The 24,869-nt window shown below is 46.1% G+C and carries 22 protein-coding genes; 14 read left to right on the top strand and 8 right to left on the bottom strand.

Going from position 1 to position 24,869, the window contains the following annotated elements; all coding sequences use genetic code 11:
* The first annotated feature begins 39 nt into the window (after nt 1-39).
* Nucleotides 40-1,089 carry a hypothetical protein gene (locus ACLSU7_RS01700; protein WP_413293789.1) on the top strand — a complete coding sequence of 350 codons (1,050 nt, stop codon included), beginning with the start codon at nt 40-42 and terminating at the stop codon, nt 1,087-1,089.
* A 1-nt stretch (nt 1,090) separates the two neighbouring features.
* Here ACLSU7_RS01700 and ACLSU7_RS01695 read toward each other — a convergent pair whose 3' ends face one another.
* Nucleotides 1,091-1,579, bottom strand: coding sequence for a 6-pyruvoyl trahydropterin synthase family protein (locus ACLSU7_RS01695; RefSeq protein ID WP_413293788.1), 489 nt, complete (start codon nt 1,577-1,579; stop codon nt 1,091-1,093).
* 28 nt (nt 1,580-1,607) lie between these two features.
* On the opposite strand from ACLSU7_RS01695, the gene queD reads away from it, so the two are divergent.
* On the top strand, nt 1,608-1,967 hold the full coding sequence (gene queD / locus ACLSU7_RS01690; RefSeq protein ID WP_413293787.1) for a 6-carboxytetrahydropterin synthase QueD: 360 nt from the start codon (nt 1,608-1,610) through the stop codon (nt 1,965-1,967).
* Between the two features lie 130 nt (nt 1,968-2,097).
* The gene (locus ACLSU7_RS01685; protein ID WP_413293786.1) at nt 2,098-3,165 is read left to right on the top strand and encodes a DUF4421 family protein; all 1,068 of its coding nucleotides are present in this window, start codon (nt 2,098-2,100) and stop codon (nt 3,163-3,165) included.
* Between the two features lie 84 nt (nt 3,166-3,249).
* On the opposite strand, the gene asd is transcribed toward ACLSU7_RS01685, so the two are convergent.
* Nucleotides 3,250-4,077, bottom strand: a complete 828-nt coding sequence (gene asd, locus ACLSU7_RS01680) for an archaetidylserine decarboxylase (RefSeq protein ID WP_413293785.1) — start codon at nt 4,075-4,077, stop codon at nt 3,250-3,252.
* A gap of 115 nt (nt 4,078-4,192) precedes the next feature.
* Here asd and ACLSU7_RS01675 point away from each other — a divergent pair, with 115 nt between their 5' ends.
* A complete protein-coding gene (locus ACLSU7_RS01675) occupies nt 4,193-5,737 on the top strand; it encodes an NAD(P)/FAD-dependent oxidoreductase (protein ID WP_413293784.1) in 1,545 nt (514 codons plus the stop codon).
* Between the two features lie 146 nt (nt 5,738-5,883).
* Nucleotides 5,884-6,129, top strand: a complete 246-nt coding sequence (locus ACLSU7_RS01670) for a GlsB/YeaQ/YmgE family stress response membrane protein (protein WP_413293783.1) — start codon at nt 5,884-5,886, stop codon at nt 6,127-6,129.
* Between the two features lie 87 nt (nt 6,130-6,216).
* Here ACLSU7_RS01670 and ACLSU7_RS01665 read toward each other — a convergent pair whose 3' ends face one another.
* The 5 genes from ACLSU7_RS01665 to ACLSU7_RS01645 form a co-directional block, all read right to left on the bottom strand.
* The gene (locus tag ACLSU7_RS01665; RefSeq protein WP_181604209.1) at nt 6,217-6,372 is read right to left on the bottom strand and encodes a hypothetical protein; all 156 of its coding nucleotides are present in this window, start codon (nt 6,370-6,372) and stop codon (nt 6,217-6,219) included.
* 161 nt (nt 6,373-6,533) lie between these two features.
* A complete protein-coding gene (locus tag ACLSU7_RS01660) occupies nt 6,534-8,168 on the bottom strand; it encodes a hypothetical protein (protein ID WP_413293782.1) in 1,635 nt (544 codons plus the stop codon).
* A 373-nt stretch (nt 8,169-8,541) separates the two neighbouring features.
* Nucleotides 8,542-11,781, bottom strand: coding sequence for a fused isobutyryl-CoA mutase/GTPase IcmF (icmF, locus tag ACLSU7_RS01655; RefSeq protein WP_413293781.1), 3,240 nt, complete (start codon nt 11,779-11,781; stop codon nt 8,542-8,544).
* A gap of 90 nt (nt 11,782-11,871) precedes the next feature.
* Nucleotides 11,872-12,672, bottom strand: a complete 801-nt coding sequence (locus tag ACLSU7_RS01650) for an enoyl-CoA hydratase/isomerase family protein (RefSeq protein WP_413293780.1) — start codon at nt 12,670-12,672, stop codon at nt 11,872-11,874.
* A gap of 12 nt (nt 12,673-12,684) precedes the next feature.
* Nucleotides 12,685-13,545 carry a 3-hydroxybutyryl-CoA dehydrogenase gene (locus ACLSU7_RS01645; protein WP_413293779.1) on the bottom strand — a complete coding sequence of 287 codons (861 nt, stop codon included), beginning with the start codon at nt 13,543-13,545 and terminating at the stop codon, nt 12,685-12,687.
* A gap of 174 nt (nt 13,546-13,719) precedes the next feature.
* Between ACLSU7_RS01645 and ACLSU7_RS01640 the strand changes: the two genes are divergently transcribed.
* The 3 genes from ACLSU7_RS01640 to ACLSU7_RS01630 all read left to right on the top strand — a co-directional run bounded on the left by ACLSU7_RS01640 (nt 13,720) and on the right by ACLSU7_RS01630 (nt 17,038).
* Complete coding sequence (locus ACLSU7_RS01640) at nt 13,720-15,087, top strand: hypothetical protein (RefSeq protein WP_413293778.1); 1,368 nt, start codon at nt 13,720-13,722, stop codon at nt 15,085-15,087.
* A gap of 236 nt (nt 15,088-15,323) precedes the next feature.
* Complete coding sequence (locus ACLSU7_RS01635; protein ID WP_413293777.1) at nt 15,324-15,848, top strand: hypothetical protein; 525 nt, start codon at nt 15,324-15,326, stop codon at nt 15,846-15,848.
* Between the two features lie 14 nt (nt 15,849-15,862).
* Complete coding sequence (locus tag ACLSU7_RS01630) at nt 15,863-17,038, top strand: zinc-dependent alcohol dehydrogenase (RefSeq protein ID WP_413293776.1); 1,176 nt, start codon at nt 15,863-15,865, stop codon at nt 17,036-17,038.
* 24 nt (nt 17,039-17,062) lie between these two features.
* Here ACLSU7_RS01630 and ACLSU7_RS01625 read toward each other — a convergent pair whose 3' ends face one another.
* Nucleotides 17,063-17,536 carry a DUF421 domain-containing protein gene (locus tag ACLSU7_RS01625; RefSeq protein WP_413293775.1) on the bottom strand — a complete coding sequence of 158 codons (474 nt, stop codon included), beginning with the start codon at nt 17,534-17,536 and terminating at the stop codon, nt 17,063-17,065.
* A gap of 117 nt (nt 17,537-17,653) precedes the next feature.
* Between ACLSU7_RS01625 and ACLSU7_RS01620 the strand changes: the two genes are divergently transcribed.
* From ACLSU7_RS01620 to ACLSU7_RS01595, 6 genes are all read left to right on the top strand, one after another.
* A complete protein-coding gene (locus ACLSU7_RS01620; protein ID WP_413293774.1) occupies nt 17,654-18,661 on the top strand; it encodes a ligase-associated DNA damage response exonuclease in 1,008 nt (335 codons plus the stop codon).
* On the top strand, nt 18,658-20,280 hold the full coding sequence (locus ACLSU7_RS01615; RefSeq protein ID WP_413293773.1) for an ATP-dependent DNA ligase: 1,623 nt from the start codon (nt 18,658-18,660) through the stop codon (nt 20,278-20,280). Before ACLSU7_RS01620 ends, ACLSU7_RS01615 begins: the two co-directional genes overlap by 4 nt.
* Complete coding sequence (locus tag ACLSU7_RS01610; protein WP_413293772.1) at nt 20,270-22,717, top strand: ligase-associated DNA damage response DEXH box helicase; 2,448 nt, start codon at nt 20,270-20,272, stop codon at nt 22,715-22,717. The genes ACLSU7_RS01615 and ACLSU7_RS01610 overlap by 11 nt, the downstream gene beginning before the upstream one ends.
* A complete protein-coding gene (gene pdeM, locus ACLSU7_RS01605) occupies nt 22,686-23,330 on the top strand; it encodes a ligase-associated DNA damage response endonuclease PdeM (protein WP_413293771.1) in 645 nt (214 codons plus the stop codon). Before ACLSU7_RS01610 ends, pdeM begins: the two co-directional genes overlap by 32 nt.
* A 68-nt stretch (nt 23,331-23,398) precedes the next feature.
* On the top strand, nt 23,399-24,154 hold the full coding sequence (locus tag ACLSU7_RS01600; RefSeq protein WP_413293770.1) for a substrate-binding periplasmic protein: 756 nt from the start codon (nt 23,399-23,401) through the stop codon (nt 24,152-24,154).
* 105 nt (nt 24,155-24,259) lie between these two features.
* Nucleotides 24,260-24,733: a hypothetical protein gene (locus tag ACLSU7_RS01595; protein ID WP_413293769.1), complete on the top strand. Its 474-nt coding sequence runs from the start codon at nt 24,260-24,262 to the stop codon at nt 24,731-24,733.
* Nucleotides 24,734-24,869 lie beyond the last annotated feature (136 nt).

The raw sequence follows: 24,869 nt of genomic DNA, 5'->3' as shown, positions 1-24,869 counted from the left end.
TAGATTAAGTTCCCCCCTCTAAACCCGATCTGAAAATAGATGCTATTTAAAGCCCAAACCACCCTTGTTGTCGGCTTCCTGTTATCAGCTTCTGTTGCGCGAGCGGCAGAGCTTTTCTATGCGCCAGGCTTTTGCGATCCAAAAGCCCTGACCGTCTTCGTTCAAAACAAATCAGCTGAGCCAGAAAAATGGTGGACCCAGGTTCACGAAAACGGCGTGATCAAAGAAGGCTATCAAGAACTCGACGCGAAATCAGAAATGAAATTGGCGGGAGTTGACTTTCTGCCCGACAAACGTGGATTTTCATTGAAAGCCGCGACAGCAGATACTTTACGTTTTACTTTAACTTGTGATTCGCAAAAAGTACTTTTGACTTCAACGACATCACCTCAAGTAACACATTATCTTCCTGCGAACACGTCTACAGTTAAACTTTCAATGTTAAACCTTTACTTGAACGCGAATGATCTAAGTTTAAAAGCCTTTGATACAGCGGGTTTGTTGCTAGAAGAAAAATCTCTGCAGTTTACAAAGCACTTTGAAACACAAAACTTAAAGTGGAACTTGAATCGCGCGGTTTCCAGAGTTGAGATTTCGGCTTCAAATCGTTTTCACTCCGAAGCCTTTTATGGTGCCGATGATAAGCAAAGCCCTCCCCTCGCCTTGTCGCCAGTTAGACTGCCCACGGATATTTCTAAAAAGTATTTTCTGATCTCAACCAAGACACCGAGCGAGAATGGCTCCTTTGTGATTAGTCTGGATGACGAGGAAACAATCGCAACAGCTCGCGAGCAGATTCGTCGCCCCGAGCTTGAAAAGATCATCGTCGCTCGAATTGCTTTAGGGATGGGTCCAGTTGCCAACCGAAATTTTCAGGCCCGCGACAAAGCGCCCTATTCCTGGAATGTGACGTATGTCGATGCCTTTGGGGATTTTGCGCACATTGATTGCGATGGCAATCCTGACCTGGTCGAAGAACGCCTGCAACAGCGTTTGAATGAGGGTGGGCGCATTTGTTTTTGGCGCTACCGTGTGGTCCGCGAGCTGACTCCGTTTGAAGTGAGCTCAGGGATTTTATCGAAGCCTTAGGTTACTTTCCGACTGTTGTCGAAGCGCCCTGTCCTTGAGTTTCCTCGACGGAAACCACGACTTTTTGCACGCCGTATTTTTTGAACTCGGCATAGAATTCTTCCGCTAAAATCTTAGAAAGATTTTCCACGCTGGTATTTGTAACCGGTAGCAAGATCACTTCATTCAATGGGAAAACATAGAAACGATCACGGAAGGTCACTTCCAGGGACTTTTCCGTTTTTTTAAACTTCATGTCGGGATGATTTTGCGGCAAAAGGACGATTTCGTCCCACACATCCAAGCGCGCCTTGATGAATTTCTTAAAGACATTGAAATCCATGAAATAGCCGTCAGAGTGTTGAGCTTCATCGGCGGGGGCATTGATGTCGACTTTGACCTGATAATTGTGGCCATGAAGCTTTTCTGCATGCGTTTCATCAAAAATCAGAAAATGCGCTGCTGAAAATTTGAAATTTTGCTTGGCCAAATGCAAGGTGGTCGTAGACATATCTCTCCCTAGTGGATATATCCATAACATGAAATTCGAACTGAAGCAGCATTTTCAAATTGAATCCGCCCGTTTCCTACCCCATTTGCCAGCAAGCCATCCTTGTTCACGCATGCATGGTCACAGTTTTAAGATTGTGCTGACCCTCGTGGGTCCTTTGGATGAAAAAATTGGATGGGTCATCGACTACAACGACATTCAAGCTGCGATGAAACCGATTCTGGAACAGATCGATCACAGGGTTTTGAATGAAGTCGCGGGTCTTGAAAATCCTACTTCAGAATTACTGGCGAAATGGATCTTTGATCATGCGAAGAAAGTCCTGCCGATTTTAACTCGTGTTTCTGTCGCGGAAACACCCCTGACCGAATGTGCCTACCCCGCATAAGGACTGGTCCGGAAACAGTCATTTGACAGGTTTTCCCTTTAAACTCACTCACCTCGGCTTATAGAATAAGAACTGAGATGGAGTGAGTTTTTTGTTTTTAAAGGGATCGATTTTATTCAGCCTTTTAGTTTTGAGCATCGGAGTGTCGGCACAACCGAACACAACGACAAAACGTAACAAAAAGACTCCGGTCACGATCACCTCGCAACCGGTACTCACTCCATCGAAAACTTCTCCTCTTCCGACTCCGCAATCATCTCCCACTCCCACTGGTGTTTCTGCTGCCGATAACGCAAGATCTGAAGCCACTAAGAAAGCTATTAAGAAAGATTACGAAAATTCACTGCAAGTCGGTATGCTTTTAAAAACTTTGAAAGCGACGACATCGGGAGCTGGTGATAATCACAACGTGGCCCTGGATCCGAACACCCCGCCCGGTTATGCCCTTGGTTATTCCAACCGACCTCTAGGTATCTCTTTAGAAGCCAACGTTGCTTACGGAGCTGCTCGGGCGGATAAAGTGGCAACTTCAGCCGAGGACTATCAACTTCGCTATTTTAATGGCCGCTTAGGGGCTGAGTTTATTTATCAGCGCTATCAGGGTTTCAATCAAAGCCCGACCGCGGATGCGAATAACGACGGCTTTATCACGGCTGATGAATATTCATTACCGGATTTAAAGATCTCGATGCTGCAGTCACAGTTTGAATGGGCTTATTATGGTGTGAGTGCTTTGGAAGCTTTTGGTCCCAACTGGAAAAAGCCCGCTGTTGATGGCTTGGCTTTTTATGCACTGATGAGTCTGTCCCAAGTTGAAATTGAGAATCCAACGCCGTTCTTGCCACAAAGTACGCCTGCTGATTACGGCGAAGATGCCACCTTGGTGAAGGGAAAATATCAAAGTATGGCCGTGGGCCTGGGTTCTTCTTACGTGTGGCAGTGGACAAGATTTTACGTCGCGATTTTCGGAAGCGCTCAAGCGGGTCCGCAAAAGCAAGTTTACGAAACCACCACCACTCGTTGGGATAATTTAAAATACACGTGGTGGGTTCAAGCCAAGATGGCCATCGGTTATGACTGGGGTCCTTGGTACATCAGCATCATCGGTCACACCCAGCCTGTGAACGTCGATTTGAAAACGATGGATATGTCGTTCTTCTCCCAAGCCGCCGGGCTGTATGTGGGCTCCCGCTTTTAAGGTGCCAGGTCCTGTTTACGTATGCACCGCAGAAACGCCGCGGTTCCGCACTGCATTCCGAAAAGGGAACTGTTACCTTGTTAATTACTTGATTAATGAAGCATTCACTTTGACCGAAGGGCCCAAGTTTAGTTGGGCTGCGTATTTTTCACGGAACGCTGGCGGATACAACATCACGATGGTTGATCCCATGCGGAACATTCCGAGCTCATCGCCACGTTTTACAGTCAGTGCTGGAGAATATTTTTTGTGTTGATATTCGGGCTCGCCCGCTTGGTTTCCGCGGATTTTTTCATCAAAACTTAGAACGATGTGACCTACGTTGGTGGCGCCTACGAATACGACTCCCACAGGTCCCATATCTGTTTGCACTTCAACCAATACGCGTTCGTTGATAGAGAAAAGATCTTTAACGTTCGTTGTGCTCCACTCATTTACTGGCCACAACTCCCCTGGCATATAACGAACATCTGTGATGCCGCCATCCACTGGAGAATGCACGCGGTGATAATCCGTTGGACAAAGATAGTAAGTCATAAAGAACCCACCATCCCATTTTTTATAAGCATCGGGATCCATCGTGAACTCTTTTAGTTCATAGGTGTGACCTTTTGCCTGAATCAAGGTGCCTTTTTCAATTTGTTGCGCCTGAGTGATCACACTGTCAGCGGGATGAACGGCCCAGGCAGAACCCACGGGGCGAATGCCAGGCTTTAATTTACGAATGAAGAACTCGCCAATGCTTGGGTATTCGTTATAAGCCTTTTCAGCCTCGTCCAAAGCGATGTTATACCACCAGGCAAAGCCACGAATAGACAGGTTTGCCCACCATTTAGGCCCTTCAAAGTGCATTATCTTTCCAACCAGGCGGCTGAGGCTTCTTTTCGGTAAAATACGAGTGATTGCTGACATATATAAATTATCTAACTGAAGTTACCCCCTTTGTCACGACTCGGGTCTTCTGATATAAGCTTTGAAAACAATTTGTTCACCAGTTTGGCTTTTAACAGGGGCCCGCGAGGTAAAAATGGCGAAGATATTCAATAATATCGAGATTCCTATAGATCAGGATCTTGAAGAGAAACTTCAATGGTTAGTTCCCGAGCACGGGCCTTACCGCATCCTTCGCCAAAGCGTCGACGCTCGTCGCGCTCACTCTCCCCACTTCGTTTATTCCATTGAGGTCGCTGAAAAAGGCGAGACTCTGAATATTCCAGAATTCAATCTAGAAAAAATCGCGGCTCCCAAAGAGAAGCCCTTGATCGTTGGTACCGGCCCTGCGGGTCTATTTGCGGCTTTGCGCTTTGTCGAGCGCGGAGTTCCTTGCGTTTTGTTTGAGCGTGGTTCGGATTCTGGTGCCCGCATGAAGGGTATCAATCAGTACTGGCGTCATGGCAAGCTCGATACACGCAACAACGTTTGTTTCGGCGAAGGTGGAGCGGGACTTTACTCTGATGGAAAACTGATCACGCGTATCAAATCTCCGCACATTCCTTATGTGATGAATCGCTTGGTGCAATTTGGTGCGCCAGCAGAAATTCAATGGTTGTCGAATCCTCACGTGGGTTCTGATCGTATCCGCCGTGTGATTCCGAAACTTCGTGAATATTTAAAAGCCAATGGTTGTGAAATCCATTTTAACACTCAGGTCACTGAGATTTTGATGGAAGGTAAGCAAACTGTTGGCGTTCGTACGGAACATGGAACTGAATTTAAGTCTCCGCATGTTATCTTGGCGACGGGTCACTCCGCTGAAGACATGATCAATCACTTAAACGATATAGGCGTGCATTTGGATGGTAAGTCCTTTGCGATGGGTTTGCGAATTGAACACTCTCAGGCAGAGATTAATAAAATTCAATATCGTCAGTTCTCTGAGCATCCTAAATTGGGCGCCGCTAATTACAAACTTGCTGACCATGATGATAAAACCGGCATCGGCGTTTACTCTTTCTGCATGTGTCCAGGTGGTTACGTTCTGTCTGCGGGAACGGAAGAAGACGGTATCGTTTGTAACGGAATGAGTAACTACAATCGTAACTCCCCATTTGCGAATGCCGCGATCGTCGTTTCTATTGATCACAACAAACTATTCGGCAATGACGTATTTGGTGGGATGAAACTTCGCCGCCAGCTTGAAACTCAAGCTTTGAAATCCGTGCGTGAAGCTGGTGGTACAAAAGAATTGCCAGCGCAAAATCTTTTGGATTTCTTGGGTGGTCCTTCGAAAAAAGGTCCCCGCAACTTGCGTGCGGGATCTTCACCATCGGGTGCGATCAACATCCGCCTGGATGAGATTTTACCTGCTCATATGACAAAGCGTATTCAGGAAGGCTTGAACAAATTCAACCGCAACATGAAAGGCTTCGTTGTCGAAGACGCTCAATTGTACGGAATTGAATCCCGCACGAGCTGTCCAGTGCGTGTCACTCGCGATAATGAATCTTTAGAGAGCATCTCCCACGCAGGACTTTATCCTGCGGGCGAAGGCGCGGGTTACGCAGGAGGAATCACTTCCGCTGCGTGCGACGGAATCAAAATCGCCGAAAAGATCATCGAAAAACTTCAGTAGCAAAAGGTGCCAGGTCCTATTCCTTGTCGCTACGCGGATTCGCTCTGCGACAAGAAATAGGACCTGGCACCTTTTTGCGTAACGACAAACGCACTTGCTTATGTTGGCTGAGTCCTCAATAATTTTATTTTAGAGGAGACTTGGAAATGCATATTTTAGGCGTTTTGTTGATTGGCTTTCTGGTAGGACTCGTGGCTCGTTTCTTTATGCCGGGCAAACAGGGCTTGGGCATTATCATGACAACCATCTTAGGTATCATTGGTGCGGTGGTTGGAACTTATATCGGGCAACTTTTAGGATGGTATGCAGAGGGAGAACCTGCAGGTTTCATCGCTTCTGTTTTCGGTGCGACGGTGGTTTTGTTCGTCGCAAAACTGTTATCAAGAAAGTAACAGGTTCGTTTTAAGAAAAGAAAACGCCGCTGATGAAGCGGCGTTTTTGTTTTATAGATTGTTTGTTAGAATCGCTAAGTAAGAGGACTAGCGTTTTTCCCAAGCGATGTTATGGAACGAATGAGCCTTTGTTTCTTGTTCCCCAGAGATCGCATGGGCCGCTGTCAGAAGAACATTGACGCCTGCTAAAATGATAGTCACGTAAACCACTGTTTTTTTGAGTTTGGAGATATTGTTTTTCATGCAGGTTTACTAATGCAAACCCAGGGCCGTCATTCAAAGTGGAACGATGATTCCTCAACTTCACCCTATTCGATCTCGGACAATAGATCTCATCTTGAGACATATTAATGTTCCATTAATTGCGCTGGGCCTGACAAGGATTGCAGGCCGTTTTACCAATTTTACCAAGGCTGCATTTGTGGTGCGATCTGCAAAGCGCGTCGTTTAAGAATCTCGTCCTGAATACCCATATTGCGAATGGTGAACGCAGACCTTTTTTGAACATCAGGATTCGCGGAATCAAGCCCCTTAGCGACAATGTTAATCACTTCCTGCGAAGGATTTTTTACGTTACCCAAAGCACTCATCGCCGACGCTGAAATACTGATTTCTTTTGAATACAACAAGGACGCCACTTTCATCTGCAAAGCCGGATCCGTTTTCACGCTGCTTTTAATCATCCCCATGGCGCTCACCGCTGTGTCGGGATCTGTGCTATCGAGCTGTCGACTTAATTCTGAGACAACACCCGTTGGTAGAGACTTACTGATCTCTCCCTGCCAGCAGCCAACCACACTTAAAAATCCACTATTCTGAAACCATGAGGAGGAAGTTTTAAAGCTGTTCATATCCGGAGGATTGCGAATAGAACAGAAAGCTTGCACTTTTGCGGAGGTCAGCCCACTCCCCTTCATCGCGACTCTCATCGAGTCTTCGATTTCTTGATTCACTTCGCTTTTAGACATCCAGCCGACTTTGCCAGCTAAATCCAACAGGGGAAACTTTGTTTCCAGAACCGAGTTCAGTTTGGGAGTAAGCTTTTTCAGCTCATTCGCAGCGACTGAATTTGCTTTGATACGATTCAATACCTCGGCTTCATTTGCTGAAAGCTTGGTCATATCGACGCTGTTCAAATACTCTTCAATAGCAAGAAAGTGATCCTTGCGATCATCTTTGTTTAAAAGATTTTCCACCGTCACCATTTTTTCAAATTGAGAGGCATTGGGATCAAAGAGCTTACATTCTTCGCGGGGCCCCGGTACGGAACCACTGCAAGAAGCATAAGCTGTTCCTTTCATTGAGACATTCCAGGGTCCTGAGAATTTCTCGTTGATCTCATTAGCCTTAGAAAGCTGTGCCACGACTTTCTCCGCCTCAAGACTATCCAGACGCTCGGAATAGTTTGGAATTTGCTTTAAATAATTCTTTAAGAATGAAGAAACTGTTTTCCCCGAGGGTCCAATAGAATCAAATCCGTAGATTTGCGGAACACCCGCGAAAACCTTTTGCATCGTGGATTTAAAGGACTCTCCCACCGGACTGTAGCGTGCCGCCACAATGCGATCAACATAGGCTTCTGAGATCCCATCATTCAACAGAATTTCACGATATTGCTCAGGCGTGCGACGATCCTTCACCTTGTCCGCTAAGGTGTTACAACCAAATAAATAGACTTCTTTAGGTTGTGATAAAATCCCCTCACAGCTTTTCGAACAGGCTTTTTTCTCGAGTGTTTGCAGTGGCAACGTCAAGTTCGTGTCCTCACCGAAGAATGTTCCACCGAAGTGCCCTGAGATGATCAGGGCATCGCACTTCACACCGCTCGCGCAGGCCTTATCGAACCAATTTTTATCATTATTATCGCTTTTAAAATCAGTGAGCTCTTTAAAGTCCATGCCTTCTTTTTTGTACTTTGAAGTAAAAAGGCGTTTTTCATGCTCCGAATTAAGCGTGATCGTGCAAACCGTGCGTTTTGCGAACGCCGGAACTGCCGCGAATATAAGGAGACCTAGTATTAATGACGTCTTACGAATCATCTGACATTCCCCCAAGGCCGTTTCACTGCAATTAGGAAACCATTGGCGCAAGGGAGAAATAACCGCCAAATGATCTGCCACAGATCAGACAGCATACGTAATTTTAGACACTTTTCTTAGAGTGATACAAAGATCATGGAGTCAGTGATGGAGCTAAAAAAAGGAGTCGTTCCACTCACCTTTTTTACATGGACAAAGTAAGTCCGTACCTTTTCTTGTTTAAATGGAGAAAGTAAGTCCGTACCTTTTTTATGGAAACGGTCAAAATGGTTCGAATGCAAGGCGGAGGGTTGCCCCACAGCGCAGGCGTGCTCCAAGCACGTCGGAGCGAGGAGGCGGCCCGACAACGAAGCAGTCGGGCCATTTTCACCGTTTACAAGTTGCGACGGTATTGGCCGCCGACTTCATACAGGGCCGTCGTCATTTGATAGAGGCTGCAGTATTTTGCGGCGTTCATCAAAGCGGCGAAGATGTTTCCGCCGTTGAGGACTGTGTCCTTTAGGTTCTTCAATGCTTTTTCACCATCGGATTTGTGATCGTCCTGGTATTTGTGAACATTGTCGAGCTGTTGATTTTTTTCTTCGTAGGAAGCACGAGCCAATTCGATTTTTGGTGGGACGTAGTCCGCTGCCATTGTTTTTGGATCGATGAATGTGTTTACGCCGATGATTGGCAATGTGCCATCATGTTTTAGGCGCTCATAGTACAACGATTCTTCCTGGATCTTAGAGCGTTGGTATTGAGTTTCCATGGCACCCAAAACGCCACCACGCTCGTTGATCTTTTTGAACTCGTTCAGAACGGCTTCTTCAACTAGGTCTGTTAACTCGTCCATGAAGTAAGAACCCTGCATAGGGTTTTCATTCATCGTCATACCGAATTCGCGGTTGATAATCATTTGGATTGCCATCGCACGACGAACAGATTCCTCTGTCGGTGTTGTGATCGCTTCATCGTACGCGTTCGTGTGCAAGCTGTTGCAGTTATCATAGATAGCTAGCAAGGCCTGCAAAGTTGTGCGGATGTCATTGAAATCGATTTCCTGAGCATGCAAAGAACGACCCGACGTCTGAATATGGTATTTCAATTTTTGTGAACGATCGTTCGCCTTATAAAGGTCACGCATCGCGACTGCCCAAATACGACGAGCCACGCGGCCCAAAACTGAGTACTCAGGATCTAGACCGTTTGAGAAGAAGAACGACAAATTTGGAGCGAAGTCGTCGACTTTCAAACCACGGGACAAATAGTATTCAACGAAAGTGAAACCATTTGAAAGAGTAAAGGCCAATTGAGAGATCGGATTCGCACCCGCCTCGGCAATATGGTATCCCGAAATAGAAACTGAGTAGAAGTTACGGATTTTTTGCTTAACAAAGTATTCCGCAATATCGCCCATCATTTTCAAAGCGAAGTTGATCGAGAAGATACAAGTGTTTTGCCCTTGGTCTTCCTTCAAGATGTCCGCTTGAACCGTGCCGCGCACCTGCTGCAAAGTCCAGATCGCGATGTCGTTGTATTCTTCTGGAGTGACTTTACGACCCAGTTCTTTTTCTTTCTTTTCAACCTGTTGATCAATCGCTGTGTTGAAATAAAATGCTAGGATCATCGGTGCTGGACCGTTGATCGTCATGGAAACGGACGTATTTGGATTGATCAAATCAAAGCCTGCGAAAAGCTTTTTCATGTCATCCAAAGTACAAATGCTGACTCCGGACTCCCCGACTTTACCGAAGATATCGGGGCGTTGATCAGGATCCTGTCCGTACAAAGTCACAGAGTCAAAAGCTGTGGAAAGACGATGTGCCGTTTCACCTTTCGTCAGGTAATGGAAACGACGGTTTGTTCTTTCCGGAGTACCTTCACCTGCGAACATACGCTTAGGGTCTTCATCGGCACGTTTTAGAGGGAATACGCCACCTGTGAATGGGAATTCACCAGGAACATTTTCAAGTTTCAAGTAACGGAATCTGTCGCCCCAGTCTTTCATTTTAGGAACTACGACTTTGCGGATTTTTGTACCGCTTAATGATTCACGTACCAGTTTCTGACGAATTTCTTTGTCGCGAACCTGGAACACCAACTCGTCACCAGAGTAACGCTCGACCAATTGATCGTAGTTTTTTAGTGCTTCCAATTCTTCCGCAGTGAAATCCGCCTCAAGTTGACTCTGGATTTTTTGAACAGTCTCAGCCGGTGTTCCCAACATTGGCGCAACTTTTTGCAGACCCCCCAGTTTAGAAGCTACCTCAGCCAGGTCCTCGGTACGTTTTTTGTACTTATGAACTGTGCCCACGATTTCCGCCAGATAGTTTTGACGATCTGGAGAAATAATCCCGTGCTCTTCAGCTGATAGGATGTTGTTTTTATAAGCGGCATCCACCACCCAGCGGCCCTTTTGTTTTTCTTCCAAAAGGTCTGCAATTTTAAAGAATAATTTATTAACGCCGCCATCATTGAACTGAGACGCTTGAGTCAAGAACACAGGAACTTGAACTTTTTCATCAAAGATTTTGCGAGAGCGTTTGTACTGCTTGGATACGTCACGAAGAGCATCCAAAGCACCGCGACGGTCGGCTTTATTCACGGCAATCAAGTCCGCGAAGTCGATCATGTCGATTTTCTCAAGCTGTGATTGCGCACCGAAATCAGATGTCATCACATACATGGACATGTCACTCACTTCCGTGATCGCCATATTCCCCTGACCGATACCGGAAGTTTCTGCAATGATGAAATCAAAGTCCAACTGACGAACGAATTTCAAGATCTCTGGCAAAGAAGATGCGATCTCACGACCTGATCCACGGGAAGCCACAGAACGCATGAACACTTTTGTACGAGACAAGGAGTTCATACGAATACGGTCACCAAGCAAGGAGCCACCGGTTTTACGTTTCGATGGATCCACGCAGACAACGGCAATTTTTTTATCTGGATAAGCATTCAAGTAGCGCTGAACCAATTCATCGATAAGTGAGGATTTACCCGCACCACCCGTACCTGTGATCCCAAGGACCAAAGGTGGTTGTTTGGCTTTGAAGTTTTCAAGACCATAGGAGGCCAAGGAAACATCTTTGTTTCCGTTTTCAATAGCAGTCAGTGCCACACCCAGCTCGACTGAAGGAACTGTGTCACCTTGGAAAATGTTTTTCTTAGTTTTAAATTCTTTTTGTTTTTCCAAAAGATCGAAGTCACAACCTTTGACAATCATTTCGATCATGCCTTCCAAACCTAAACGACGACCGTCATCGGGATGGAAGATTTGTGAAATGCCGTAGGCTTCAAGTTCTTTCTTTTCATCGTAAACGATAACTCCGCCGCCACCGCCGTAGATTTGTACGTAGCCCGCACCTGCTTCGTTCAAAAGATCACGCATGTATTTAAAGTATTCCATGTGACCGCCCTGGTAAGAGCTGATGCACACGCCTTGCGCGCCTTCTTGCAAAACGGCTTTCACCACATCGCTCACTGACCGGTTGTGACCCAAGTGGATCACTTCCGCGCCCATATCTTGTAAAATACGGCGCATGATATTGATGCTGGCGTCGTGACCGTCAAACAATGCTGCGGCCGTGACAATTCTAACTGGATTCTTTGGAGTATATGCCATTGAAAAAACCTTATGTAACATCAGCGAGGCGTTTCACCTCGCTGACAATGTGAAACCTACTCCGGCAACGCCGGAGTGCAGACCCATGGACTACTGCCCTTTGAATGCTGCTTTACGTTTTTCGATGAAGGCACCCGTGCCTTCTTTAACGTCGTCGGTGTTGAAAAGTTCAGCGAAGATTTTAGCTTCGTTTTTCTGAGCTTCTTCAACGTCCATGTCCCAGGCTTGGTTGATAGAACGTTTAGCCATGCCCACTGCGATGGGCGCTTTGGATAAAATCGCTTCAACAGTTTTCATCACCGTGGCCATCAATTCTGCCTGAGGAACAACTTTGTTCACAAGACCGTAACCCAGAGCTTCTGCTGCTGTGATCATGTTACCAGTGTACGTCAGTTCACGCGCTTTACGTTGACCGACGGCGCGAGCCATACGAACCGTACCGCCAAAACCTGGGATCAAACCAAGGCTTACTTCTGGCAAACCGAATTTTGCGTTTTCAGCAGCGTAAATGAAGTCACAACCCAATGCCAACTCACAGCCACCACCCAATGCGAAGCCATTCACAGCTGCAATCACCGGGATTTTCAAAAGAGTCAGTTCGTGGAAAATGGACTGACCACGTTGCGCGAAGACCATGCCTTTTTCTTCATCCAAAGCATTGATCTCTTTGATGTCAGCGCCCGCGACAAAAGCTTTTTCGCCAGAGCCTGTGATGATCAAGGCACGTGCATCGACGTACGGCATTTCACCGATTTGACGAAGAGCTTCGCCCATCTCTTCCAGGACTGTAGAATTCAACGCATTCAAAGCCTCAGGACGATTGACAGTTAGAACCCAAACGCCGTTCGCTTTTTGCTCAAGAAGAAGTGTTTTATAATTAAAGCTTGCCATAACTACTTAAACCTATTTCTGAGAGTAGTCGTAGAAACCACGACCTGATTTACGACCCATCCAACCTGCTTCAACATATTTCACAAGAAGTGGACATGGACGGTATTTAGAATCGCCTAGACCTTCATGAAGCACGTTCATGATCGCCAAGCACGTGTCCAAACCGATAAAGTCAGCCAAAGTCAAAGGACCCATTGGTTGGTTTGTTCCCAATTTCATTGCGGAGTCGATGCTTTCAACAGAAGCTATGCCTTCGTGCAAAGTGTAAACAGCTTCGTTGATCATTGGCATCAAGATGCGGTTTACGATGAAGCCTGGCATGTCTTTAACAGATTCAACGAACACTTTGTCCATTTTCTCTGCCAATGCTTTCACAGTTTTGAAAGTCTCATCAGAAGTTTGCAAACCACGGATACCTTCCACCAATTTCATCAATGGAACCGGATTCATAAAGTGCATTCCTGCAACTTTTTCTGGACGTTTTGTCACCGCTGCGATTTTAGTGATAGAGATCGAGGACGTGTTAGAAACCAACAAAGCTCCTGGTTTAACTGTCGCATCCAAGTCTTTGAAAATTTTAAGTTTAAGATCGATGTTTTCTGTCGCGGCCTCAATCACGATGTCGCAATCTTTAAGACCTGCAGTTTCTTGAGTTGTTTTGATACGACCCAAAAGAGCTGCTTTGTCAGCTTCAGTCATCGTCGCTTTTTTGATCAAGCGATCACAGCTGCCAGAAATTGTTGCCATACCTTTTTCAAGAGAAGCGCCACTGACGTCCATCATGACGACATTGAAACCAAAGTTTGCTGCCACTTGAGCAATCCCGTTCCCCATTTGTCCCGCGCCCACAATACCGATCAATTTGATATCCATATACCACTCCGTGTTATAACTTCGTAAAACAGAACTGTTCAAAAGGGTCCAGCTGCAACGAAGTCAGATGGGCCATTTTCAACAGTTCCAACGTAAATTAGGTACTTTACTTTAGGCCGGGGGTCAAAAGTTCTGGTCTTGAGAGCGGCGTACCGAGGACCGCAGAATAGCTATATGCATTCGATAATTTGGGCCGTTCTTCCTATTTTTTTAGCAGTTCCCTCTGCAAATGCGGCTTTAGCCACGGATGCCAGTGCGGCCATCTCTTTTTACCGTACAAAAGAAAGCTCCTTCGCCTCTGGCCAGGCGAGTCGAACTGCCCTGGAAACAAAGCTTATTTCGACGCAGATCGAAAGCACTTACCGTGTCCGCTGGGACCGTCGCGAGTGGGAACTTGATGCGAAACAAATCTTAAAAGACATCCATGTCGCACGCTTGGTGGACACGAACTCCGCCTGCCAACTGCAATCGTTAAATCGCAATGACTCTGGCACCATCAAAGTTCTAAGTCCCGGCGCCACAGTTGAGATTTTAGAAACGGATGATTACTGGGCGCGCGTGAAAACTTATCGCGAGCAAGTGATTGGCTGGGTTCCTCTGTCGATGCTTAAAAATCGTCATGACGACACCGGTGTTTTCGTCAACATCATGGATACCTACTTGCGCAAAGAACCCACAAGTCTTTCAGGTGTTATCACCACAGTTCCCCGTTTAAGTCGCGTGCAGCCTGCGGGTTTTGAAAAAGGTTTTATGAAAATTACCTTTAACGGCATGACAGGTTTTGTGGACGTAAATCACTTCGCCTCCCGCGCTGATTTTTCCAACCTGGCTTTCGTTGATAACAAATGGATTCCCATCACGCACAGAAATGGCGAGTATCTGGTCACAGCACAACGTGCGCAGATTCCTATCCAGCGTGCTTTAGGTTACATCACCAGTGGCACTCGCGGAGTTGTTACACGCGCAACTCCCGGAGGCCCGCAATTACTTTCCCGTGTAGAGATCACAAAACCTGAAGCCAATGTGTGGGCACTGAGTAAAATCGACGGTCATGGGGAGGTTTGGTGGAAACGCAATTTCGTTCCCCACGAAACTGCTCAAGTGGCAGATAAAAATACCATCACCACCGAACAACTGATGAAGCGGGAAATCTATTCGATCGCTTTTGAAAGTAAATCTTCTGTACGTGGAATTGTTTCGGCCGAGGGCATTTACACGACGGAAGATGGTTTAACGTGGAAACAAATTCCGCAATTTGGAAATCAAAACTACCCCGTTTACATTCACCCGAAAGGTCAGTGGTTTGTAGGTTCTTACAAAAGCACCAATCAAGGTCACAGCTTTGAGCCCTTCATTCGCTGGGAAGTTGTTGCGGACGCAATTGAAGCCTCTATTCACAAGAATCCCAAGACGCTTCGCCTGACACAGATCGAAGCAGTCTCAAATACTCAGATCATCATCAATGTCGATACGGGGTCTTCGAAAATCAAGCTTGCCGGCTCCCTGGCTGACTCCACTCGTTGGTCTGTGATTCGCAAATAGTTTCAACCAATTCAACAGTAAATTCGTTACGGCGGACTTAGATTCACCTCCGCTGTGAAACTCACTCTTGCTTACCCACACTGGACTCGGATTTTTATTTTACCATTATCCATTCCGCTTTTAGGATCAACTTCGTTATCTAAAACCAGCGGAAAGGATTTCCTATGTGTCCAACAGTTTCTTCCGAGCATCCCCGAAAACTCCAACATAAATCTAAAAGCCAAGTCGTTGAAAACATGAGAACTCAACATGAAGAAAAAAAACTTCCTGTCAGCAATACAATTTATAAAAAATCTCCTGATGAAGTTTTTCAACTTTTGAAAACGCCAGGAAATCTTCCTTATTTTTTTCATAACCTCACGAAAACCGAAGTTATTTCAGAGAATAAAAACAGATGGTTTTATGAAGCCAATGAGGAATCGCCGGAAGCATTTGATTTCGTGATGCAAAGTGAGTTCGATCCCAGCAGTCCCGCCCTTTTGTGGCGCTCTGAAGACAGTATGGGCTTCGACTATTCGGTAGCAATTGAACTTGAAGGCGCCCCAGCAAACCGAGGCACCGTAGCGCGCATGACTGTCATCTATGATAATAAAGCTGCAAAAATAGCTGCTGCCTTTGAAAAAGTCGTTGGGAAAGATGCCGAGACGATTTCCAGAAGAATTCTAAGTCGCATCAAAGCTTTCTGCGAAACAGGAAGTGTTCCAACCACTTTGGGCCAACCGAGCGGCCGCAAAGAAGATCTTCCACAACTTAAACATTAATAAAGGAATAAACGATGAGAGCACTTACTTGGGAAGGCAAACACGACGTTCAAGTCAAAAATGTGCGCGAGCCAAAAATTCTGGCTCCGGATGACGTGATCATTAAAATTACAACTGCTGCTATTTGCGGTTCGGACCTGCATCTGTACAATGGCGTGATTCCAACAATGAAAAAAGGCGACATTCTGGGACACGAAAACATGGGAGAGATCGTTGAGGTCGGTCCCAACGTTAAAAAATTAAAAGTCGGAGACAAAATCGTAGTCGCTTTTGATATGGGCTGTGGCAAATGCTATCACTGTGAACGTGAAGAGTATTCCGTCTGCGACAATTCAAATCCAAACGCTTATATGGCCGAAGCCCTTTATGGCACGAGTGCTGCGGGACTTTACGGCTACTCTCACCTCTATGGCGGATACGCTGGCGGTCAGGCGGAATATTTGCGCGTGACTTACGCCGAGACAAATTCAATCGTTGTACCGAATGATATTCCGGATGAGAAAGTATTGTTCTTAAGCGATATTTTTCCAACGGGCTACATGGCGGCCGTCAACGCGAATATCAAAAAAGGCGACACCGTTTGCGTTTGGGGGGCGGGTCCCGTGGGACAACTGACTGCTCGCAGCGCTTTCCTGCTGGGCGCAGAGCGAGTTATCGTCATCGACCACTATGAAAGTCGTTTGGAGCTGGCCCGCAAAGCGGGAGCCGAGACCATTAATTTTGATGAAGATGAAAATACCGTGCTTGATGAAATCAAATATCTTACAGGCGGTGTCGGTCCTGATTCCTGTATTGATGCGGTGGGATTGGAAGCCCATGGCCACTCTGCTATGGAAATCTTAGACTACGCGAAAATGTCAGTGATGTTGGCGACGGATCGTCCGAACGTTCTTCGTCAAGCAATTCAAGCTTGCCGTAAGGCCGGAACCGTTTCGATTCCGGGCGTGTATGGCGGGTTCTTAGATAAAATTCCATTTGGAGCGGCCTTTGCCAAAGGTTTGCACTTCAATATGGGTCAGACTCATACCCAAAGATATATGAAGCCGTTACTTGATATGATCCTTGAAGGAAAAATCGATCCATCCGAGATTATCAGTCATCGAATCGATATCACGCAGGGACCAGACGCCTATAAGAACTTCAACGATAAAAAAGACGAGTACCGTAAAGTCGTAATCAAAATGCATTAGAATTTAGTTTCACTCGTTAAGCAGCTACTCGGCAGAGGGCTGCTTAACGACGGTGATTTTGCCGTTGGTTTCAAGCACCGCAAAATCCACATCTCGAATGTCTTTCACTCCATGTTCCCGGAGTGATGAAGCAATTTCATCCAGAGTGATATATTCTTTTTTGCAAAGTTCTAAATCAAGCACACCTTTTTCAATAATCTTTTGCGCCTTGCCTTCTAAAATTCGCTCGACTTTCTTTGATTTGAATCCAAGGATATCTAAAGAATAATTACCCACCACAAAGGTCGTCACACAGATCAGTCCCGCGGTCAGAGAATTATCTCCCCCGGTAATTGCGGCGCTCACAGATTCACTGATGATTAAAAGTAAGACCAGATCAAAAGGACTCATTTCGCCGATCTGCTTTTTTCCCATGAAGCGCAACAATATAAAGACTGCTGCGTATATTAAAACAGCTCGAACAATGTATTCCCACCACGGATTCTGCAAAGCCCACATACTCACCTCCGCATGAGTCTTTAAACTAAATGACAGGAAATTATTGTCGAGAGTGAAAACCGCTGGCTTGTTATTACACATACGGAAATTCGAACGTATTTAAAGTATATTGACGAGATGAAGACGAAGTCCTCCGAGCTCGTCCGAGCTACCAGTGAAGGTTTGTATTGCGAAAAGGGAGACTTTTTCATTGACCCTTGGCGCCCGGTGAAAAGAGCACTTATCACTCACGCTCATTCTGATCATGCCCGTTGGGGTTCTGGTGAATATCACGCCAACATAAAATGTGCTCCCCTGCTGAATTTACGTTTAGGGGCTGATCTGCCTTTAAAAACTTATGAGGCGGGCGAGAAATTTAAAATGGGCGACACGTGGGTGAGCTTTCACCCAGCAGGACATATTTTGGGATCTTCTCAAGTGCGAATCGAACATCAAGGGAAAGTCTGGGTCGCCTCGGGGGATTACAAACGCACTCCGGATCCTTCTTGTGATCCCTTTGAAGTGATTCCCTGTGACACATTTATTTCTGAGGCCACCTTCGCCCTGCCTGTTTATAAATGGGATCCGGGGGAAGTTACAGCTGCAAAGATATACGAGTGGTGGCAATCAGATCAAGAAAGACCCAGTTTGCTTTTTTGCTATGCCTTGGGAAAAGCCCAACGAATTCTTGCAGAACTCAGTCGCCTGACCGACCGAACGATTTACATTCATGGTGCGGTGGAAACGCTGACGCAAGTTTATCGGGATGCGGGAATAAAAATGCTTCCCACCTCGTTAGTGCAAGACCATGAAAAAGGATATGGGTTTAAAGGTGACTTAATCCTTGCCCCACCATCTGCACATAGATCACCTTGGATGAAGCGCTTTAAAGATCCGCAAACAGCATTTGCTTCTGGATGGATGCTAGTTCGGGGAACTCGCCGTCGCAAAGGTTACGAACGCGGCTTTGCTTTGTCAGATCATGCCGATTGGAATGAGCTGAATCAAACCATTAATGAAACCCAAGCATCCACAGTTTACCTGACCCACGGCCGAACCGACGTTTTACAAAAGTATCTGCAGGAACAAGGGAAAGAAGTAAAACTTTTCCACACCGAATACGAAGCCGAAGAGGAGGCTTCGTGAAGGATTTTGCGAAGCTTTACGAGGAGCTGGATTCGACCACTTCCACCAACGAAAAAGTCGACGCTCTTAAAAAATACTTTGAAAAAACGAATGCGGAAGATTCCATGTGGACGCTCATTCTGTTGACGGGAAAGCTTTCTCGCAGGACCATCACCTCGCGGACCTTAAGCAGTTTATTTTTGGCGAGCACCCACTATCCGGAATGGCTTTATGATGAAAGCCGCGATCACGTCGGCGATACGGCTGAAACCTTAAGCCTCCTCGCACATTCATTGAATTTATGCCGTGAAACTTCTGGAAAACAAAACAAAAGTCTCACCGAGTGGATGGAAACGGAAATCCCCAAGCTTGCAAGTATCAAAGACGAGGTCGAGCAAGCCGATCAGCTGTTAAAGCTGTGGAGTAAGCTTACCACACAGGAAGTTTATATTCTGAATAAACTGATCACCGGCGCCTTCCGGGTGGGCGTCAGTGATAAACTAGTGATCCGAGCCCTTTCAGAAGTGTATGATGTCCCGACAGATCAGATTGCCCATCGTTTGACCGGAAATCTGGAAACGGGTGAAGAAGCCTTTGAAAAAATCGTGACCCAAGAGGTGACGGCCGCGACCTATAGTCAACCTTATCCTTTTTGTCTAGCTCACCCTTGGAGTGAGCGTGCGGATCAAAGTTTTGATCCGGAAGAATGGTGTTTGGAATGGAAATACGACGGTATCCGCGCTCAAGTCATTCGGCGCGAAAGTCAAACTTGGATCTGGTCTCGAGGTGAAGAGGACATCACGGCGACTTTTCCAGAGCTTGCAGAAATATTCAGTCACCTTCCTGAAGGCTCCGTGATTGATGGCGAAATTCTGATTTTTAAAGACGAGAAAATTTCCTCCTTTCAAGCTTTGCAAAGACGCCTGGGACGGAAAAAAGTTTCGGCCCAAATGCTTAAGGAATTCCCAGCGGGCTTTATGGCCTATGATTGTCTTGAAAACAATGGAAGGGACATCCGCCAGGAAACTTTGCGTGAAAGAAAACAACATCTTGCCAAGGTTTTAAGTAAAATCAAAAGCCCTCAAGTGCAACTCTCCCCGGTCGTGACAGTTCAGTCTTTGCAGGAGCTCAATGAACTTCGCCTGCAAGCTCGGGAAAAAGATGCCGAAGGCCTGATGATCAAATGGTGGGCTGGAATTTATTCCGTCGGTAGAAAAATCGGGAACTGGTGGAAATTCAAAGTGGATCCTTTAACTCTGGATGCCGTTTTACTTTATGCGCAATCTGGAACAGGAAGGCGCTCGAATCTGTATACAGATTACACTTTTGCGCTGTGGAATGAAAATCATGAATTGATTCCATTTGCGAAAGCTTACTCGGGCTTAAATCAGCAAGAAATCGAAGAACTGGATGCCTGGATACGCCGTCACACCAAAGAAAAGTTTGGGCCGGTCCGCTCCGTTGAAGCGGCCCACGTCTTTGAAATCGGTTTTGAAGGTATCGGCGCTTCCTCCCGCCATAAATCAGGAATTGCCGTGCGCTTCCCCAGAATCCTGCGCTGGAGAAAAGATAAAAAAGTCGATGATGCTGACACCCTAAACTCTGCTCAAGAATTATTAAAGGCCGTCAATGGCGAATGATGAATTAAAACCCATTCATGAATTCTTCGCGACTAAGAAATGGAAGCCCTTTCCATTTCAGGAGCAATCCTGGAAGGCTTATCTTAAAGGAGAATCGGGCCTGCTGCATATACCGACGGGCTCGGGAAAAACCTATGCGGCGATCATGGGGCCCTTGGCAAAAATGCTGGCGGAACCTCGCCCGGGACTTAAAGCGTTGTATTTAACTCCCCTGCGCGCTTTAACTCGAGATATAGAAGCTGCAATCCTAGAACCTATTGAAGCGATGAAGTGGCCCATCAAAGTAGTATCTCGTACAGGCGACACAGGATATGCGCAAAAGAAAAAACAACTGACGAATCCCCCTGACTTGATGCTGACAACCCCGGAATCCTTGGCGGTAATGATCTCGCAACCTGAAGCAGAAGATTTTTTTAAGAATCTGCAGGTTGTGATCTTGGATGAATGGCATGAGTTGATGGCCAGTAAACGGGGAAGTCTTTGCGAACTTTCTTTGTCTTACTTACGCTCGATAAATCCAGAATTACAGACTTGGGCGCTCTCTGCTTCCATTGGAAATTTAGATGAGGCGGCGAAAGTCGCCGTAGGTCGCGCAGTGGAGCCCACTATTATTTCTGGAAGTTCCGACCGGAAGCTTGATCTAGAATGTCTCCTGCCAGAAAAAGTCGATCGCTTTCCCTGGGCAGGGCATTTGGGTTTTGCATTAAAAGATTCACTCCTTGAACTTTTAGATCCGGAAGTCTCGACTTTGATATTCACGAACACGCGCTCGCAAGCGGAAAGATGGTTTGAGGCTTTGCTTGCTGCAAAACCTGATATGGAACCTTTCATGGCACTTCATCATAGCTCTCTTGAAAGAGAAGAACGGGAGCTGGTGGAAGAGGGCGTTAAAAATGGAGACCTGAAATGGGTTGTCTGTACTTCGTCTTTGGATTTGGGTGTCGACTTTCAACCTGTGGAGCGCGTGGTTCAGATTGGTTCACCAAAAATGGTGGCACGTATGATCCAGAGAGCGGGACGGTCTGCTCACCGTCCTGGCGGGAAAAGCAGATTGTTATTTGTGCCGACAAATTCCTGGGAGATTTTAGAACTTGAAGCTGTCAAGAAGGCCCTGGGCGACAAACACATTGAAGCGCGTCGGCCGTTAAAAAAACCCATCGATGTTTTACTTCAGCATATGATGACCTTGGCCTGCGGTCCGGGTTTAAGAATGGATGAGTTGTGGCTTTCTTTAAAAGAAACGTTTTCTTTTTCAGAGATCACGCAGGAAGAATTAAATTGGTGCCGTCGTTTTCTGACCCAGGGCGGGGAAACTTTGCAGTCTTATCCGCAGTTCCATAAATTGGTTATGGATGACGAAACCGGAAAATACCGCCCAGCCGATCCCCGCATTGAAAAACTCCACCGCATGAGTATTGGGACGATCGTTTCCAGACAATCGGTGCAAGTGTCTTACACCAACCGCTCGCGCATTGGTTCTGTCGAGGAGAACTTTATCTCCAAACTTAAAAAAGGGGATGTGTTTCAATTTGCCGGTAAGAAATTGGAATTCGTTCTATTAAAAGATATGACCGCTTATGTGAAAGCCAGTCGAGCTCCCACTAATAACGTCCCCTCATGGGATGGCGGACGCTTCCCAATTTCCGAAACCTTGGGAAATGCTTTTCGTGAGGTCCTGACAGAAAAGCATCCCGGCCTGGATAGATTTTTGAAGCCCCTTTTGGGAACGCAGAGTGAAATGTCGGTATTACCTTCGCCTGATACTCTGTTGATCGAAAAGTGGACCTCCAAACAAGGCACGCATATTTTCGTTTATCCCTTTGAAGGCCGCTCGGTTCACGAGGGTATGGCGCAGCTATGGGGCTATCGTTTTGCCCAGCGCTCCCCGACGACATTTTCGTTTGCACTGAACGACTATGGTTTTGAAATCATGGGACCTGTTGATTATGACTTTGAAGGTTTGTTTGATGATGATTTCTTTTCGGATCACGGCCTGGTAGATGAGATTGGCCAGTCCTTGCAGATTGGCCAACTAAGCCAGCGCCAATTCAAAGAGATCGCACAAATTGCAGGGCTGGTGTTCGTGGGATATCCCGGCTCTCCCAAAACAGGTCGTCAGATGCAGGTCAGCGCTTCGCTCCTTTACGATGTTTTTAAAAAGCATGAACCTAATAATCTTTTGATTCGTCAGAGCTTTGATGAGGTCTTGGCGAATTCTTTGGAAAGCGGGCGCATTCGTCGCACTTTGCAGCGAATGAGTAAAATGAAAACCGTGTGGATCGAGCTTGAATCCCCCTCTCCCCTGGCGTTTCCTTTGGTTGTTGAAAATATCGCCATCGGAAATTTATCGAATGAAAGTCTGGAAATGAAGATCGCACGACTTAAAAAAAGTTGGGAAAAGAAAAATGATCATTCAAGCAGCCCAACAAAGCATTGAACTATTGCCTGAAAAAGCATTTCTGTGGCGTCAGGAAAATCTTTTGGGTTTATCAGACCTGCATTTAGGGAAAGCTGAAAGCTATCAATTTGCCGGTGTCCCCATGCCCTCGGGCGGTCATCTGGCAGACCTTGATACTTTAAATCACCTGATCCACCAATATGCCGTGCACAGGGTGATGATCCTGGGTGATTGGATCCACAACAAATATTCTTTAAGCGAGATTGTGGTCAGAGACCTGCACAGTTTTTTTGCGGCTCACAAGACGGTCGAATGGACTTTGCTTTTGGGCAATCACGAAACGGGATCCCATGACATCCTTAGAAATATGCCATTTCACTTTGTCGAGGAGGAATTGCAGATCGGTCCCTTCCTCATGACACACGGACACAAGAACCCCAGCACCGATCTTTTTCAAATCCAGGGTCACACTCATCCGATTGTGAACATCCACCAAGGAGCTTTGCGTCTAAAACTTCCGTGTTTTGTCCTGGAGAAAAGAGCCCTCACCATCCCCGCCTTTGGCAGTATGACCGGCGGTTATGCTGTGAAACCTGGCATAAACAAAAGAATTTTCGCGATAGGGAACGGCGAAATATTTGAAGTTGAGTAGACTCACAAATTTTAAACTATTGCTGGAAAACTATATGACATACAGCTGCCTTCCGCTATGCTGTAGTAATGAAACAATTGTTTGTCCTCATACTTTCAGCTCTCCTGGCGAGTTCTGCCTTTGGTAAAGGTAAGAGTGAGATCGTATTTGGGGTCAACATGGACTATGCGATGCCGCTAGTGAAGATTAAAGAAGAAAGTGGCGTACCGGTTTTAATCGGTGGCATTCTGAAAGATCTGGGGGAGGCCCTGGCTAAAGAAATGGATCTAGAACTTAAGTGGTATCTGGTTCCTAAAAGAAGAGTGGCACCCAGTTTGACTTCGGGAAAAATCGATATCCTGTGCCATCTTTCTGAAGTGTGGCAGCCCGCCATCAAAAATGACGTTTGGTGGTCCAACAAACTTTATCGCAGCGCCAATGTTCTGGTTTATTTAAAAGAACAACCCATCACTTCCATCAAAGACATCTATGGAGAACAAGTTGGAGTCGTTTTAAATTTCATCTACACCGGTCTTGAAGACGCCTTTGAAGCGGGTTCGCTCAAACGTGAAGACGGCCCGAACAACATCTCCAATATCAAAAAGCTTCTGAAAGGTCGCATCAACTACATCGTGATGTCGAACCTGGAATTTGCTTACTACAACAACCTCTATCCCCCGCTCCGCTCCGTGGATCTGGCCATGGATGAGGTGATGACAAAATGTGCAGTTTCCAAAAAATCAAAAATGAAACTGGAAGATGTGAACAAAGCCATCGCAAAAATAACCCGCACGGGCACCCTCAGTAAAATTTTAGGCTCCTATTATTTCAAAAATGTAGAGTAGATTTTTTAAGTTATATGCTTAAAACGCATATTAACTTTAAGTTAATTCACTACTCTATGAGCGTTCTTCAGGATAATTCCTTACCCATTCAAAAAAGGAATAACCATGAAAACAATGATCCTCTCCCTAGCATTGCTGATTTCAACAAACGCCTTCGCAGCCGCAGACTTCTCCAAAAAAATGGAACTATGCGCTCTACAAACTTCCGACGATCCAGAAGCCTACGAAAAAGCTTTCTCTGAAACCTTCATCTACGTAAACAAAGCGACAAGCCTTACAGCTGAACAAGTAAGAATGATCAACGCCCACTTGATCCAAGTAGAATACACAACAGAGCCTCTAACGTTCCAAGAAATCAAAACTCTATTCACAACAGGCGACCAAAGACACAACGACCTTTACTTCGTAACAATGACCTCTAAAACCACAGGCGCCATCTTTTACGAAGCCAAATCCTACCCAGGCGACAACCCCTACGGCGTAGTATTCACATCCAAAGGCGACCTAGCAGCCTACAACCAAGACGACAACATCACCTTGGTAGAGGGCCAACAAACCCTAGAATGCCCATGGAAATAACCAAAAGCTAAAACCAAAAAAAGTGGCGACCAAAAAACACCACTTCTAAAAAAAACCAATCAAATAAAAAGCCCCGGCACCCCGGGGCTTTTTATTTTTGATCTCCACCACACCATCAACTCCAAACCAAAAACAA

It is taken from the genome of Bdellovibrio sp. HCB185ZH (assembly GCF_047302455.1).
Classification (GTDB): Bacteria; Bdellovibrionota; Bdellovibrionia; order Bdellovibrionales; family Bdellovibrionaceae; genus Bdellovibrio.
This window is presented reverse-complemented; position numbering and strand designations above follow the sequence as displayed.

Coding starts and splice junctions, on each gene's coding strand:
- ACLSU7_RS01700 (WP_413293789.1), top strand. CDS start 40: ATGCTATTTAAAGCCCAAACCACCCTTGTTGTCGGCTTCCTGTTATCA.
- ACLSU7_RS01695 (WP_413293788.1), bottom strand. CDS start 1,579: ATGTCTACGACCACCTTGCATTTGGCCAAGCAAAATTTCAAATTTTCA.
- queD (WP_413293787.1), top strand. CDS start 1,608: ATGAAATTCGAACTGAAGCAGCATTTTCAAATTGAATCCGCCCGTTTC.
- asd (WP_413293785.1), bottom strand. CDS start 4,077: ATGTCAGCAATCACTCGTATTTTACCGAAAAGAAGCCTCAGCCGCCTG.
- ACLSU7_RS01675 (WP_413293784.1), top strand. CDS start 4,193: ATGGCGAAGATATTCAATAATATCGAGATTCCTATAGATCAGGATCTT.
- ACLSU7_RS01670 (WP_413293783.1), top strand. CDS start 5,884: ATGCATATTTTAGGCGTTTTGTTGATTGGCTTTCTGGTAGGACTCGTG.
- ACLSU7_RS01665 (WP_181604209.1), bottom strand. CDS start 6,372: ATGAAAAACAATATCTCCAAACTCAAAAAAACAGTGGTTTACGTGACT.
- ACLSU7_RS01660 (WP_413293782.1), bottom strand. CDS start 8,168: ATGATTCGTAAGACGTCATTAATACTAGGTCTCCTTATATTCGCGGCA.
- icmF (WP_413293781.1), bottom strand. CDS start 11,781: ATGGCATATACTCCAAAGAATCCAGTTAGAATTGTCACGGCCGCAGCA.
- ACLSU7_RS01650 (WP_413293780.1), bottom strand. CDS start 12,672: ATGGCAAGCTTTAATTATAAAACACTTCTTCTTGAGCAAAAAGCGAAC.
- ACLSU7_RS01645 (WP_413293779.1), bottom strand. CDS start 13,545: ATGGATATCAAATTGATCGGTATTGTGGGCGCGGGACAAATGGGGAAC.
- ACLSU7_RS01640 (WP_413293778.1), top strand. CDS start 13,720: ATGCATTCGATAATTTGGGCCGTTCTTCCTATTTTTTTAGCAGTTCCC.
- ACLSU7_RS01635 (WP_413293777.1), top strand. CDS start 15,324: ATGAGAACTCAACATGAAGAAAAAAAACTTCCTGTCAGCAATACAATT.
- ACLSU7_RS01630 (WP_413293776.1), top strand. CDS start 15,863: ATGAGAGCACTTACTTGGGAAGGCAAACACGACGTTCAAGTCAAAAAT.
- ACLSU7_RS01625 (WP_413293775.1), bottom strand. CDS start 17,536: ATGTGGGCTTTGCAGAATCCGTGGTGGGAATACATTGTTCGAGCTGTT.
- ACLSU7_RS01620 (WP_413293774.1), top strand. CDS start 17,654: ATGAAGACGAAGTCCTCCGAGCTCGTCCGAGCTACCAGTGAAGGTTTG.
- ACLSU7_RS01610 (WP_413293772.1), top strand. CDS start 20,270: ATGGCGAATGATGAATTAAAACCCATTCATGAATTCTTCGCGACTAAG.
- pdeM (WP_413293771.1), top strand. CDS start 22,686: ATGATCATTCAAGCAGCCCAACAAAGCATTGAACTATTGCCTGAAAAA.
- ACLSU7_RS01600 (WP_413293770.1), top strand. CDS start 23,399: ATGAAACAATTGTTTGTCCTCATACTTTCAGCTCTCCTGGCGAGTTCT.
- ACLSU7_RS01595 (WP_413293769.1), top strand. CDS start 24,260: ATGAAAACAATGATCCTCTCCCTAGCATTGCTGATTTCAACAAACGCC.